The 13913-nt window shown below is 38.8% G+C and carries 13 protein-coding genes and 1 pseudogene; 7 read left to right on the top strand and 7 right to left on the bottom strand.

All coding sequences use genetic code 11. The features are described from left to right. Positions 1–7: 7 nt before the first annotated feature. On the top strand, positions 8–334 hold the full coding sequence (locus LREU_RS09275; protein ID WP_003669248.1) for a hypothetical protein: 327 nt from the start codon (positions 8–10) through the stop codon (positions 332–334). Positions 335–529: 195 nt separating this feature from the next. Here LREU_RS09275 and LREU_RS09270 read toward each other — a convergent pair whose 3' ends face one another. Genes LREU_RS09270 through LREU_RS09255 form a run of 4 tightly spaced genes read right to left on the bottom strand, consistent with a single transcriptional unit; the run spans position 530 to position 3091 of the window. Further along, the gene (locus LREU_RS09270; RefSeq protein ID WP_003664967.1) at positions 530–754 is read right to left on the bottom strand and encodes a hypothetical protein; all 225 of its coding nucleotides are present in this window, start codon (positions 752–754) and stop codon (positions 530–532) included. Between the two features lie 13 nt (positions 755–767). Next, the gene (locus LREU_RS09265; RefSeq protein ID WP_003669245.1) at positions 768–1274 is read right to left on the bottom strand and encodes a YbhB/YbcL family Raf kinase inhibitor-like protein; all 507 of its coding nucleotides are present in this window, start codon (positions 1272–1274) and stop codon (positions 768–770) included. A gap of 36 nt (positions 1275–1310) precedes the next feature. Further along, on the bottom strand, positions 1311–2093 hold the full coding sequence (locus LREU_RS09260; RefSeq protein ID WP_003669244.1) for a tyrosine-protein phosphatase: 783 nt from the start codon (positions 2091–2093) through the stop codon (positions 1311–1313). Between the two features lie 29 nt (positions 2094–2122). After that, complete coding sequence (locus LREU_RS09255; protein ID WP_003669243.1) at positions 2123–3091, bottom strand: SGNH/GDSL hydrolase family protein; 969 nt, start codon at positions 3089–3091, stop codon at positions 2123–2125. A 194-nt stretch (positions 3092–3285) separates the two neighbouring features. Between LREU_RS09255 and LREU_RS09250 the strand changes: the two genes are divergently transcribed. The 4 genes and pseudogenes from LREU_RS09250 to LREU_RS10690 all read left to right on the top strand — a co-directional run bounded on the left by LREU_RS09250 (position 3286) and on the right by LREU_RS10690 (position 8302). After that, the gene (locus tag LREU_RS09250; RefSeq protein WP_011953582.1) at positions 3286–4464 is read left to right on the top strand and encodes a galactokinase; all 1179 of its coding nucleotides are present in this window, start codon (positions 3286–3288) and stop codon (positions 4462–4464) included. A 26-nt stretch (positions 4465–4490) separates the two neighbouring features. Next, on the top strand, positions 4491–5942 hold the full coding sequence (locus LREU_RS09245; RefSeq protein WP_003669241.1) for a UDP-glucose--hexose-1-phosphate uridylyltransferase: 1452 nt from the start codon (positions 4491–4493) through the stop codon (positions 5940–5942). 37 nt (positions 5943–5979) lie between these two features. Beyond that, on the top strand, positions 5980–6972 hold the full coding sequence (locus tag LREU_RS09240) for a LacI family DNA-binding transcriptional regulator (protein ID WP_003669237.1): 993 nt from the start codon (positions 5980–5982) through the stop codon (positions 6970–6972). A gap of 199 nt (positions 6973–7171) precedes the next feature. Further along, positions 7172–8302, top strand: a pseudogene (locus LREU_RS10690) (IS30 family transposase). 14 nt (positions 8303–8316) lie between these two features. On the opposite strand, the gene LREU_RS09230 reads toward LREU_RS10690, so the two are convergent. Beyond that, positions 8317–8943: a DedA family protein gene (locus LREU_RS09230; RefSeq protein WP_003669234.1), complete on the bottom strand. Its 627-nt coding sequence runs from the start codon at positions 8941–8943 to the stop codon at positions 8317–8319. Positions 8944–9192: 249 nt separating this feature from the next. Between LREU_RS09230 and LREU_RS09225 the strand changes: the two genes are divergently transcribed. Continuing rightward, the gene (locus tag LREU_RS09225; RefSeq protein ID WP_003669233.1) at positions 9193–10506 is read left to right on the top strand and encodes a cation:dicarboxylate symporter family transporter; all 1314 of its coding nucleotides are present in this window, start codon (positions 9193–9195) and stop codon (positions 10504–10506) included. A 48-nt stretch (positions 10507–10554) separates the two neighbouring features. Here the strand turns inward: LREU_RS09225 and LREU_RS09220 are convergent, their stop codons facing one another. Then, on the bottom strand, positions 10555–11025 hold the full coding sequence (locus LREU_RS09220; RefSeq protein ID WP_003669232.1) for an Lrp/AsnC family transcriptional regulator: 471 nt from the start codon (positions 11023–11025) through the stop codon (positions 10555–10557). 213 nt (positions 11026–11238) lie between these two features. Between LREU_RS09220 and LREU_RS09215 the strand changes: the two genes are divergently transcribed. Then, positions 11239–11703, top strand: coding sequence for a universal stress protein (locus tag LREU_RS09215; RefSeq protein WP_003664953.1), 465 nt, complete (start codon positions 11239–11241; stop codon positions 11701–11703). Positions 11704–11932: 229 nt separating this feature from the next. On the opposite strand, the gene LREU_RS09210 is transcribed toward LREU_RS09215, so the two are convergent. Next, positions 11933–13885, bottom strand: coding sequence for a sugar MFS transporter (locus tag LREU_RS09210; protein WP_003669231.1), 1953 nt, complete (start codon positions 13883–13885; stop codon positions 11933–11935). Between the last annotated feature and the right edge of the window lie 28 nt (positions 13886–13913).

Genomic DNA, 13913 nt, shown 5'->3' with positions numbered 1-13913 from the left:
ATCCATAATGAGCGTTGAAATTCCAGAAAATATGGAAGAAGTAGCAATGCAGCTGGCTCAACATCAAGTACGTGGTGAGCAAGTTGACGAAAAGGCTGTTATTCAAAATGCTGTTCGGGATATACTCCAAGCATTTTTTGATGAAGCCCTTGAAGGTCATTACGATGATGTGAAGTGGGATGGGGATGACCTAGTCGTTACGGATATTATGGGTGATGAAGTAGGACGCATTCAACCACAATCAAGCTCATTTGTTGATGACTTTAAGAACGATGCTGATTCATTAATTGAACGGCTTGAAAATGCGACAGCCAAAATTGTTGGTGGTCGTTAAGATTTTTATCGAAATAGAAAATGGGAGTGGGACTAAACTCGCTTGCGAGTTTTTAGTCCCACCCCCGCAAGGATGGCTAGGTGTTCTGGACGTTGATTTATCAACGTTCAGAATCCAGCCAGCTACTGCGTTTTGGCAGGTTATACTTTAAACTAGTAAAGAGGCTGGATTATTTTTCCAACCTCATTTTCTATTTTAAAGACGATTTTTAATTTCGTAGGGCTTTGATTTTTCGTGTTCAGCTGGTAAGGCATCCTTAGCGTAAAAAATTGCGTATTCTTTATCGTTAGGATCTTTAGCGATGACAAGTTCGTCATTATGACGTGCTTGTTTAAAAATTTGTCCCTTCCGAACAGCTTCATTATAGTCATGAATATTAGCGACTGAATCGCCTGGATTAAAGAAAATTCTTGTTTCCATTATAAGTTCCTCCTCATGCACGACTTGGCAAATCAATTTGTGCTTTTGCTAGAATATGACCCTTGGCTGCGTGGATGAAGTCATTAAGCCAGTATTTATTTTTTAAGGGTAGAGTATCGTCTAACGCAAACACCATTAAAGTATAATCGTGAATTTTGTCGGGAGGTTGTGGACCCACATAACCACTAGTAATCAATGGGTTTCCATTAACCAACGAGCCGGCATTGCTATTATTTCCTTGAACAAATTTGTCTGCTAATTCTCGACTAGCATTTGCAGGGATATCTGTTAACGTTGCTGGAATGTTGGCGGCTAACCAGTGGATCCAAGTAAAACCACAGACAGGTGTTGAGTCATAATCAATAAAGACGAGTGCAAATGTCTTTGTATCTGCTGGTGCGTCGGTAATTTTAATTGGAAATGACTTGATTGGATGGTCAGCTAGCATATCAGCTGCTGGCGCATATTTACCATATTCATCTGCTAACATCCCATTAATTAATGGTACTGAGATTTGCATAAAAATTCCTCCTTATAAGACATATTATAATCGAGCCTAATCTAAATACAATTTTCGTAAATCTTTTATTTCGGTAGGCGTAATATCAAGGTAATTATTAAGATATTGATTAACGTTTCCGTAATTTTGGGTAATGCTTTTGATTGCTGTATTTAGGTAATCAGGAGCTACTGAGGCAAGGGCTGCCCGGTTTGTCACTAGTGCCTCGCTAGCGCCGTGATTACGCATGTCTTGCAACCAGTGATTACGAAACTCTTGAGTAACAGTATTCGTTAGCAGGTAATCTTCCATAATAATCTTTTGCTCAACCCCGAGGGCACTGAGGATAAGATAAGCAGCCATCCCTGTCCGATCTTTACCAGCAGTACAATGAAATAACAAGGCACCATGTTCATTATTCAATAAGAGATTAAATAATTTCTGGTAAGCTTGCTTGGCTGAAGCAGCCGTGGTCATTCGGTGATAAACATCAATCATATGGTGATAACCGTTTCCTGGCTGTTGCATCTGCGCGGCGATTTCTTCATCACTATGCGAGGCATCTGTTTCATCGGCTTCAAAAACAGGTAAATGATAATACTTTGCTTGGGAAGGCACTCGATCAGGGTCTTTCTTTACTTCATCGGGAGCGCGGAGGTCGATATCTAGAGAAATAGGAATATTATCTAAAACAGTGAGATCAGTTTGATCTAAACGAGCAAGTGAGCCTGTACGAATAAGCCGATGCCATTTGATTTGATGCCCATCTGCTGTGGGATAACCTCCAAGATCACGAAAATTATAGCCATTCTTTATTGGAAGTAAGCGTTGGTTAGCCATGAGAATCCTCCTCGTATTAACTCTTACTACTATTGTACACTGAATTGAGGTAAAAGCGGTTGTAAAGCTTGTGCAAGCATTTTTCCTTCAGTAATAGCGCCCGCTTGATCAGGATGGAGCCCATCAGTGAAACTATGGTGCCAAGTTTTGGTTTCAATTATCGAACAGGCATGTTTAGTAGCGATTTTTCGAATTTCAGAAGCAAAAGTCTGACTAAAAGGAATCATAATAGCTAAAGGAGAATGGGGAAAGGTTAGCTTAACTTGTTGGATAAAAAGATCGAAAGCGGCAATAAATTGAGCTAGGGGGAATCGACGGTCATTAACACCTAAATTAATCACATTGAGATCAGGATGATTAGGCGTCCATGATGTTTGAGCATCAATTTTTCCTAAAAAGGCATCGGCAGTTGGTACCCCGCCAGTAGCAGATCTTAGCACTCCTCCAGCAGAGTAGGCTATTCGAACACTATCGACGTCAAGCAGGTCTGCACAGATTCCCGCATAGTTAGTTTCTGGTCGGTAGTCAACGGCAGGGTGATTGCCAACTACCCAACAACCGGCTGTGATTGAATCACCGATAAAGTTGACCACAGGACGCTGCGGGGCTGCCATAATTTCGCCGGTATCGAGATAAATATTTTTAATTGCAAAGCCTTCATTACCTTGCCATACTTCGTCAATATCGGTATTACCGGCTGCCATTATTTCGATAGTATGTAATGTCGAATCAAGTGGAATATCAATTTTTTCTAAGCTAGCTTGTGCCCGTTGCCACTTTCCGCCATCAATTCGAAAAGCAAACACTTGGCTAGGAGATAGGGAATTTTGATTTGGCAAAACAGAAATTTGACATTTTTTAGCATTTGAAACCTTAAAACGAAGGTAGCTGCCAAGGTTAGTGGTGTATAAGGTGGGCATATTATTAATCTTTTTAACGGTCCAGCGTCCAGTACGTGAAGCAAATTTAATTAGATCGGTTGGTTGATATTTCTTCATTTGAATCCTCCAATTATTTATAACTAGTGTAGCATTAAAAGATGGATCGTGTATATCAACTCTGGCTCTGTGTAATCGTTTTCTTTGTTGCGCTGAATTATTTGTAAGCGCTTATTGACGAGGTGGTTAAAAAGTAGTAAATTGTATTTAGTAAAAGTTTACTAATGTTTGTTTGATGTATGGAGGTTATGCTGATGGATAAGCAACAATTTTTAGCTGAATACCAAGACGTGTTTAAAGAACCGGGTAAGGATGTATTCTTTTCACCAGGCCGAATTAATGTAATCGGGGAACATACTGATTATAATGGCGGCCATGTTTTTCCATGTGCGATCAGTATTGGAACCTATGGGGTATATGGTCCGCGTGAAGATACAACAGTAGCCATTTACTCAGCTAATTCGGCAAAAGAAGAAGATAGTAAGATTATTACTTTTGACATTAATGATACAGAACCGCAAAATGCTAAAGATGAAAAGTGGGTTAACTACTTTAAGGGGATGTTGGTTTATCTAAAGCAACGGGGCTTCAAGATTGATCACGGATTTAACTTATACATCCACGGTTTTCTTCCTTATGGTTCAGGCTTATCGTCATCAGCATCAATTGAAATGTTGATGGGAAATATCTTGAAGGATGAATTTAATCTTGATATTGATGAAATTGAATTAGTTAAACTTGGCCAAAAGACTGAAAATGATTTCGTTGGTCTTAATTCCGGAATCATGGACCAATTTGCTGTCGGAATGGGTAAAGAAAATAACGCAATTTATCTTGACTGCAACACTCTTGAATATAAGTATCTGCCGCTTGAACTTGGCGATTATGAAATCATTATCATGAGTACTAATAAGAACCACTCCTTAGCTGGTTCCAAATACAACGAACGGGTCCAAGAATGCGAAGAAGCAGTTAAACGTCTTAACAAGAAGCTTGATATTAACAAACTTGGGGAATTAGACTCCGATACATTTGATCAATACACTTACTTAATTGATGATGACACACTGATTCGTCGTGCCCGTCATGCAGTTAGTGAAAATGAACGGACAAAGAAAGCCATTGATGCAATGGAAAAGGGCGATCTTGAAGAATTAGGCCGTCTGATCAATGCTTCTCATGTATCACTTAAATATGATTATGAAGTGACTGGTAAAGAGCTTGACACCTTAGCAGAAAACGCATGGAATCAACCAGGCTGCCTTGGTGCTCGAATGGTCGGCGGTGGATTTGCCGGCAGTGCGATTGCCATTGTTAAGAAGTCAGAAGCAGAAAACTTCAAAAAGAATGTTGGAAAGATCTACCGGGACAAGATTGGTTACGATGCCAGTTTCTATGATGCTGAAGTTGTTGATGGACCACATAAGCTTTAATAGTATTTTAGTGGGGGAATGAGAAAATGAAGTTAATGGAAAAGTTTGCTGACCAAGTGATTGCTAGTGGAACTTATGAACCACTCGACCGAATCTATGTTTTAAACAAGATTCGGGGCTTTGTTGGTGATGAAGATGTTGAAGCTAAAGATGATGAACCAGTTGTTAACCAACTCGTTGATCTAGCTGTTAAACGCGGCAAAATTGATGATGGTCAAACTGCTAAAGAAATTTTAAACGATCAGCTTTATGACTTGATGACCCCAACGCCATCAGTAGTCAATCATAAGTTCTGGGAAAAGTACCAACAATCTCCATCAACCGCGACTGATTGGTTCTATAACCTATGTACCAGCAACGACTATGTTAAAGTAGCTGCTATCAAAAAGAATGTTGTCTTTGATAAACCAACTAAGTACGGCAATCTTGAAATTACCATCAATCTTTCAAAGCCGGAAAAGGATCCCAAAGCAATTGCAGCAGCTGCTCATGATACCGCCAAGAAGTACCCACAATGTGCCCTTTGCATGGAAAATGAGGGTTACAGGGGACGCCTTGGACAAGCAGCACGAAGCAACCACCGTATTATTCGGATAACAGTAGGTGGACAACAATGGGGATTCCAGTATTCACCATATGCTTACTTCCACGAACACTGTATCTTCCTCGATAGTAAGCACGAACCAATGAAGATCAATCGGCAAACTTTAATTAACTTGGTTGAAATCGAAAAGCAATTCCCAGACTATTTTGTTGGAAGTAATGCTGATTTACCAATTGTTGGTGGTTCGATGCTTGCTCATGAGCACTATCAAGGTGGGAAGCATATTTTCCCAATGATGAAAGCCTCCATTAAGAAAGAATTACACTTTGCTGAATATCCAGCTGTTGATGCGGGAATTGTTAACTGGCCAATGAGCGATATTCGTTTAACTAGTACAGATACTGAGCAACTAATAGATCTTGGTACACATATTATTAAGGTATGGGATCAATATAGTGATGAAAGTCTTGGCATTAAAGCTTTTGATGGACAGACGCGGCACCATACTGTTACCCCTATCATACATCGGGAGGACGATAAGTTTGTTCTTGATTTAGTTTTGCGGGATAATAATACTAATGATGAATATCCGCTTGGAATCTTCCACCCCCATGAAAAACTATGGCACATTAAAAAGGAAAATATTGGTTTGATTGAAGTGATGGGCCGAGCAATTTTACCAGCGCGGCTCAAAGATGAATTAAATGAAGTTAAGAAGTTTTGGCTTGGTGCTGAAAATAAGATTGCAGATAGTCATCTTCCATGGGCAAAAGAAGTTCAGTCAGGGATTAATATCACCGCGGATAATGTCGATGAGGTTATGGAACAAGAGCTTGCTAATGTCTTTGCCAATGTTCTAGAAAATGCGGGAGTCTTTAAGGATGATGCAGCTGGAAATGAAGGTTGGCAACGATTCGTTGATGCCTTAAAATAGTTTTAACCTAAAATGAAGAAAGGGGCGCTGAAGCAGTATGGCAGTAACATTACATGATATCGCGGATAAAGCAGGGGTCTCTATTGCGACTGTATCGCGAATTTTAAATAATGATGTGACGCTTTCTGTAAATGAAAAGACACGTCAGCGAGTGTTAGCCACTGCCGAAGAGTTTAACTATACTAAGCATAAGCGAGCACGCAATAACCAAGTACAACGAGTAGCTGTTGTTCAATGGTATTCTCTTACGCAGGAATTGGATGATTTGTATTACATGGCGATTCGGATGGGAATCGAACGAGCAGCTCAACAACAGGGACTACAGACGGTTCCGGTTTATCAAAATAATATGGAAGAAATTCCTCGCGATGTTACGGGCATCATCGCGATTGGAAAATTTAGTGATTCGCAAGTTCAAGCATTGCGGTTAGTAACTTCTAATATTGTGTTTGTTGATTACGATAGTTTGGCTGCCGGTTACGATTGCTTAGTACCGGACTTTGAAAATGCAGTGCGGTCAGTTATTTCAGAATTTGTTAGCGAAGGAATTAACGATATTGGTATGTTGGCAGGAACTGAAAAGACAACGGACCAACAAATTGTTCCTGATTTGCGGCGATTCTATTTTGAAAGTAACTTACGTCAACAAAACCTTTATCATCCAGAATTTATATTTGCTGGCAACTACACCTCGATGTCAGGATATAACGCGATGAAAAAGGCAATTGCGACGCTTGGTGACCGTATGCCGCATGGAATCTTTGTAGCAAATGATCCGATGGCAGTTGGCGCGCTTAAAGCGATTCAAGAAGCCAAAATTAACGTTCCGAATCGAATCGCTCTGATTAGTTTTAACGATACGGCAATAGTTAAGTATGTTTATCCAAGTATGTCAACAGTACATGTTGCCACTGATGAAATGGCGCATGCCGCAGTTGATATGATGATTAAACGGCTGCAGAATCCCAATAATGATCCATGTAAGACAGTTGTCGGAACTCACTTGATCAAACGGCAAACAACCCGATAGCATATAAAAATGATTCAGTTTTAATAGTAATGGTGCTAGAACCCTTTACCAATAAAAACTGAATCATTTTATTTTTTTATTCTGGTGGATTATAGAATGAAGTTAGCCACCCAGTTGGTGGTAAATAAAAAACGCCACTCGGCGTGACATCAGGTATCATATTAAGTGAACCAAACCTATATGAACGGATGTCCGTCAAATGACGTACTTAAATGATACCATGTCTACTAGTTTATTGACTACTCATAAAAAGAATGCTCATTTTACTAAAGAAGAACGTGTGATGATTGCGACTTTAAAGTCGCAAGGACTTTCCAATCGCGCAATTGGTCGCCAATTAGGAGTTAATCATCAAACAGTTAATAACGAGCTCAACCGTGGTACGGTCCGCCAACTTCGTCGTCAAAAATCTAATGGTAAGATTTACGAATATTCTTACTACATCTATAGTTATGAAGCTGGTCAGGCCACATATCTTGAACATCACCGCCATTCTGGTCGTCGTCGCTTATATTATTCTTCAAAGCAATTTTTACGATTAGCTGATCAGCTAATGCTTGGTGAGTTTGACGACCACCATTACTCCCCACAAGCGGTTATTTATAAGGCTCGAGATTTAATGAATGATGGCACCCTGATCCCAAAGTCGGTTGTAACTTTATATCAATGGATTAATGAGGGTGTGCTTCGTACGTCCAATTTAGACCTCTTTGAAAAACCTAAACGTAAGCATCATCGAACTCATCCGCAAGCTAAAAGGTGCTTAGGGCCTAATATTGCTCAACGACCTTAAACTGCGGACCAACGGTCCGAAATTGGCCATTGGGAACTAGATACAGTTCAGGGACAGAAAAACGGTAATGACAGTGTTGTACTAGTAATGACTGATCGCCCTTCACGAGTTAATATCACGAGTAAAATTGCTGGTAAAACTGCGCATGCAGTAAATCAGTTCTTTATAAATTTACGCCAGAAAATGGGCACAGATGCTTACTATCGCATCTTTAAGACAATAACCTCTGACAACAGTTCAGAATTTAGTGAGTTAACACAAGTTCACGATCATGTTTTCTATGCTGATCCGTATTCCCCTTGGGAACGTGGATCCAATGAGATCAATAACCGGTTTCTCCGCAAGGAAATTACCAAAGGTGAAGCTATAAATAACTATAGTAGTGCTCAGATCATAGCAACTAATGATTGGATGAATCACTATCCACGAGCTATGTTTAATGGACATTCGTCAATGGATATCTATCGTAAGGCCTTCTACCAAGAGATATCACAGCTCCATCAACCAATAATCAATTGGTCAGTATTATTTATTTGAGTCCAGTGGCTAACTTATTCTTGAAATTTAGGTTTTTTTATTCTTTTTTGATACCACCGATAAGCAAAGTATAAACCAACGATCGCCATAATGATGATAGCAACGGTTGTATAATCATTAAAGATTATGACAATTTTATTCCACGATTGGCCGACCCAAGCGCCGAGAACGACAAGCAGTGTATTCCAAATTGCGCTTCCGATCGTAGTGAGAAGGCAGAATTTCCCTAATGAAGTTTGCGCGATCCCAGCAGGAATAGAGATTAAACTGCGGATAACGGGAATGCAGCGGCCATAGAGAATGCCACCTGTCCCATGTTTATTAAACCAATCGACTGCTTTTTTAGCATCATCTTGATGAAAGCCTAGAAGTTTAAATAAGCGATGACTAAGAAGACGTTCGAGACGTTTAACAGTTAACTGGCGACCAAGGGCATATAAGATAAGTGCCCCGATAAGCGAACCAATTGTTGCGGCGATAATTACACCAATAATTGATAATGAAGTGGTGGTCGTCATGAATCCGCTCATTGTAAGGATAATTTCGGATGGTAGCGGTGGAAAGACATTTTCAAGGGCAATTAGTAAGGCAATTGCAAAATAACCAAACTGATTAATAAATTCCGTTATCCAAGCGTTCATAAATTACTCCTGTTCAATTAAATATTCTCTAAACACTCTATCATATTAGAGAAATACTTAGTAGCGGTCTTATTTTTCTTTAGTGAAAATTACGAATTATAAATTAGGATTATTATATTGAAGTGAATAAAATACCTGAAGAGAGCAAAAAGTGTTCGGATTTAATTAAATAAAATCTTAAAAATTGCTAAAATCTTACTAAAAATGTGCTAAAGTATAATAAGACTACATAAGGGAGATTGATATAAAGTGAAGCGATATCGTTTCGGGCGCCTCAGTATGGGCTGGCAAATTATGATTGGGCTGGCCCTTGGTATTATTTGTGGATTAATTTTCTATCAAAATAAGAGTGCCATCACTGTTATGCAGAGCTTAGGAACAATCTTTATCCGGCTGATTCAAATGATCGTAATGCCAATTGTTGTTTCTTGCTTGACTGTCGGAATTGCTAATATTGGTGATATTAAAAAGTTAGGTCGGATTGGTGGAAAAACATTAATTTATTTTGAAGTTTTAACCACGATTGCGTTGATTTTAGGGATCGTAATGGCTAACATTACTCATCCGGGGTCGTTTATTGATATTCATAAACTTCATGCAACTGATATTTCGCAATATATGTCCACCGCAAAATCCGCAGAACATAATAGCGGATTTTGGCCATTAATTTTGTCGATTATTCCAACGAATATTTTTAAATCCATGTCTGATGGTGACATGATGCCTGTTATCCTGTTCTCTGTTCTCTTTGGATTAGGGATTGCAGCTGTTGGGGAAAAGGCTAAAATTTTAATTAATGTATTAAATGCAGTTTCAGAAGTTATGTTCAAAGTTACTAATTGGGTCATGAAGTTTGCGCCAATTGGGGTCTTTGGTTTAATTGGAATGACAATCGCCGAAATGGGTATTAGCGCTCTGTTGCCATTAGGATTGTTTATTTTAATCGCGTATGTGACAATGCTAATTTTTATTATCGTTGTCCTCGGTATTACTGCTCACATTTTCCATTTACGTTATTGGAAGACGATGCGCGCGATTCTTGATGAGATTGTCTTGGCATTTACTACTGCTAGTTCAGAAGTTACGTTGCCTCGCTTGATGAAAAAGACGCACGAGATGGGGGTAAGCAAGGGGATTACAGCTTTTGTTATCCCAACTGGTTATACTTTTAACCTTGATGGATCTGCAATTTATCAATCATTAGCAGCGATCTTCTTAGCACAAGCATATGGTCTCCACCTTAGTCTTTCTCACCAAATCACGTTGTTAGTAGTTTTAATGATTACTAGCAAGGGGATGGCTGGGGTTCCAGGGGCCTCCTTTGTTGTATTGCTTGCTAGTGTTTCCACGATTGGTGTTCCGATGGCTGGCCTGACTTTCATTGCCGGAATTGATCGTTTTGTTGATATGGGACGAACTGCCGTAAACGTGGTTGGTAATTCAATCGCTACGCTGGTTATCGGTGAATCTGAAGGTGCCCTTGACCGAGAAAAATATAATGCATATTTAGATAATTACGGAAAAGAAAAGACACCGACAGAAACTGATGCTGAAGTCGAATAATAAATATAAAAGCGAAGATGGGAAAAGTACTCACCTTCGCTTTTATATTTATACTTCTTCTGAATCGGCAGTATCTTTTGCTGATGCTAACTTAACTCCCCGGTGCTCCACGCTTGTACTAAATACGATTTGTGTACTTGTCTTTCCAAAACGTTGTTGAATCGTATTGATGAAGTCATCTAAATCGGTAGTAGAAGGGAAAACAACTTCCATAATTTCTGAATAATCACCAGTTACACAGTTACATTCAATCACGTTGGGGATTTGTTGAATGTAAGGGTAAAATTCTTGCTTTTGGCGAGGCTCAAGTTGTACCTGAATAAAAGCTTTAACATGGAAGTTAATTTTTTCCATGTTAACACTTGTATGGTAGCCAGTAATAATCCCATTTCGTTCAAGCTTATTGATTCGCGCCGCAATTGCTGGTGATGAAATGAAACATTCTTTAGAGAGTTCTTTCAAAGAAGCACGGGCGTTTTTTTGAAGAAGATTAATAATCTTCCTATCGATCTTGTCCATAAGATGCGGCCTCACTTTCAAGTATTAAAGGTATATTGGATATATTAAGATTACTCTAATTAAAGATTAATGTATAGTATAAATTTTAGGAAATTTTGAATTAATTGAATTTTATCTGAAGTCAGTATTATTCTGGTTTCCTTCTCTTTATTCTTCAAAAAAATGGTATAATTTAAGTAAATATATCACTTGTTTGTTTGGAGGTTCAAACCTATGGATCAAGAATATCAAAACATCCTAGTTCCAGTTGATGGTTCTCAGGAATCAGAATTTGCATTGCACCGCGCAATTGCAATCGCAAAGCGTAATGGTGCCCATATAGATATTTTAAATGTAATCGATACACGAGCAATGGCTTATAACTTTGCTGGTATGTCAGATGGAAGTATTGCCTATCAATTAGTTGATAAATCAAAGCAATACCTTGATGAATTGTTGAAAAATGCCAAGGATAAGGATGGCTTTGATAATCTTGATATCCACATTCGTCTTGGTAATCCAAAGACAATTATTTCGTTTGACTTCCCTCGTGACCACCACAACGACATGATTATTATCGGTGCTAGTGGATTATCACGGATACAACGAGCCGTAATGGGTTCAGTTACGTCATACGTAAAGCGGAATGCGCCTGTTGATGTGCTGGTTGTTCGGACTGATGTAGATCAGGTTAAATAGTCATTAAATATTATCGATGAGGGTTAGTGGTAGATAATACCATTAACTCTTTTTTTATAAAAATGAAGGGTGTGTTATCGTGGCAGATGAAATTACTAAGCGAGTTTCCTTGGTAGAATTATTTTACGATTTAGTGTTCGTTTGCTAATGTCGTAACTTTAACCTAGTTTAGAATAAAAGGAACCGCTCGAATCAGAGCAGTTCCTTTTTTAACAGAGAAGATATTTAATTACTTTTTAGTAACTTCCATGACGATATCAGTAGTAGTTACCTTTTCACCAGCATCCTTCAATAATTTAATATCGAAGTCTTTACTGTTAGTAACTGTTACCATAACAGTATCATCAAGTCCAGCTTTCTTGATTGCTGGATCCCAGAATTCCATTAATTCATCACCTTTATCAAAGTGTTGATCCTTATCAAAGTAACTAATGAATCCAGTACCACGAAGCTTAACGGTATCAATACCAACGTGGATCAGTAACATAATACCATTGTCGGATTCAAGCCCGATTGCGTGACGAGTAGAGAAGGTTGCTCGTACTGTTCCGCTAAATGGAGCGATTACTTTACCATCAGATGGTTTAATGGCGAATCCTTTACCCATGTTACCAGAAGCAAAGTTTTCATCGTTAACGTCCTTTAAGTTAACAAGTGTACCGGCAACTGGTGATGTAATATCAGTAACACCAGGTTGTGGGGTGGAAACAGATGCTGTTTGTGGGTTGTCGCTGTCAGCATCTTCAAGGTGATCTCCCCAAGTCTTTTCAAGTTCAGCAACGATCTTAGCGTGCATCTTTTCATCAAGTTTAACCTTTTTTGCAAAGATAAATATACTAATGAGGATCAAGATAGCAGGGGCTAGGAACATTACTAGCTTAAACTTAGCAGCACCTGCAGCAGTAACTGTTGCTGCAGTCGCACCAGCAGTCATTCCAGCAATAATAGTAGTTGGTCCAATAATCCATCCAGAAACAGCACCAGCGAACTTATCTAGCAGTGGACGAACTGATAATGTAAGTGATTCGTCACGATGTCCTAATTTTAGTTGACCATATTCAACAGAATCAGTAATAGTCATTAAAACAACTAAAAATACTAATGGTTGTGGAATGAAGAATAATTCTGCACCAACTAAAACTAAAATGAGTGATTTACCAGCAAATGCAAAGATTAATAAGCCGAGGAAAAGTAATGAAACTGAACCGTAAAATAATTTACGCCGACTAATTTTACCAGTAAAGAGAGGGAAAGTAAGAACGGAAATAACACCAATAACAGTGTTTAATCCACCTAGAATAGAGAAAGCCCTTGAATCACCTAAAATATAAGTAAAGTAGTAAAGCTCCATACTGTTAACTAATGTAATTCCTGTTGTATAGAATAGGTATGAGAGAGCTATAGCGAATAATTGGTCATTTTTGACAAGAATTTTATAAACGTCTTTTAGTTTAGTTTGTTCTTTGTTTTCACGAAGCAATGACTTTTCTTCATGAGTACCAAGCCCGACACCAACAGCAGTAATAGCAGCAACAGCAGCGGCAATTGCGGCAAAAATAAACCAACCACGATCATCACCGGTACCGCCATTTTGATTTGCCGAGAAGAATAAAACCATTGGCATAATAACAAAACCAACAATATTTCCTCCAACAGTAGAACCAACCCGCGCAAAAGTAGCTATTTTATCACGTTCATGGGAATCGAATGATAGCGCAGGAATCATTGACCAAAAGGCAACATCATTAAATGAATAGAAGATATCCATAATGATATATAAAATAGCAAAGATCAATAGGTATAGGTAAGGATTAGAAAGGCTTAAACCGCCCATTGGTGTGAATAAGATAGCTAAAATAATTGCTGAAATGATTCCACCACCGACAACCCACGGCTTAAATTTACCCCAACGTGTGTTAGTACGATCAATTGCGTTCCCAATTAATGGGTCAACTAGCAACTCCACAATTCGTAATACAGCGATAATTGATGTAACCCATAGAACCATGTGATTGTTGAATGCTTTGTTACTAGAATTGAATAAGTGTCCAGTAACATACATAATGAAATACGTTGAAAGTAAAGCATAAAAGACATCATGCCCGAAGGCTCCCATTGAATAGGCAAAACGGGAACGGGCAACATGCTGTTTACTTTTTACAGTATCAATTTTTGTATCCATGTTAACTCCCCTTTTCTACAACAACATA

It is taken from the genome of Limosilactobacillus reuteri subsp. reuteri, from assembly GCF_000016825.1.
GTDB lineage: Bacteria > Bacillota > Bacilli > Lactobacillales > Lactobacillaceae > Limosilactobacillus > Limosilactobacillus reuteri.
Note: the sequence above shows the minus strand (reverse complement) of the source record. Positions and strands in the feature narration are given on the sequence as shown.

Bases quoted from the DNA above. Each gene is read 5' to 3' on its own strand.
- LREU_RS09260 (WP_003669244.1), bottom strand. From the start codon at position 2,093: ATGGCTAACCAACGCTTACTTCCAATAAAGAATGGCTATAATTTTCGT.
- LREU_RS09215 (WP_003664953.1), top strand. From the start codon at position 11,239: ATGGATCAAGAATATCAAAACATCCTAGTTCCAGTTGATGGTTCTCAG.
- LREU_RS09245 (WP_003669241.1), top strand. From the start codon at position 4,491: ATGAAGTTAATGGAAAAGTTTGCTGACCAAGTGATTGCTAGTGGAACT.
- LREU_RS09255 (WP_003669243.1), bottom strand. From the start codon at position 3,091: ATGAAGAAATATCAACCAACCGATCTAATTAAATTTGCTTCACGTACT.
- LREU_RS09240 (WP_003669237.1), top strand. From the start codon at position 5,980: ATGGCAGTAACATTACATGATATCGCGGATAAAGCAGGGGTCTCTATT.
- LREU_RS09265 (WP_003669245.1), bottom strand. From the start codon at position 1,274: ATGCAAATCTCAGTACCATTAATTAATGGGATGTTAGCAGATGAATAT.
- LREU_RS09230 (WP_003669234.1), bottom strand. From the start codon at position 8,943: ATGAACGCTTGGATAACGGAATTTATTAATCAGTTTGGTTATTTTGCA.
- LREU_RS09275 (WP_003669248.1), top strand. From the start codon at position 8: ATGAGCGTTGAAATTCCAGAAAATATGGAAGAAGTAGCAATGCAGCTG.
- LREU_RS09270 (WP_003664967.1), bottom strand. From the start codon at position 754: ATGGAAACAAGAATTTTCTTTAATCCAGGCGATTCAGTCGCTAATATT.
- LREU_RS09210 (WP_003669231.1), bottom strand. From the start codon at position 13,885: ATGGATACAAAAATTGATACTGTAAAAAGTAAACAGCATGTTGCCCGT.
- LREU_RS09250 (WP_011953582.1), top strand. From the start codon at position 3,286: ATGGATAAGCAACAATTTTTAGCTGAATACCAAGACGTGTTTAAAGAA.
- LREU_RS09220 (WP_003669232.1), bottom strand. From the start codon at position 11,025: ATGGACAAGATCGATAGGAAGATTATTAATCTTCTTCAAAAAAACGCC.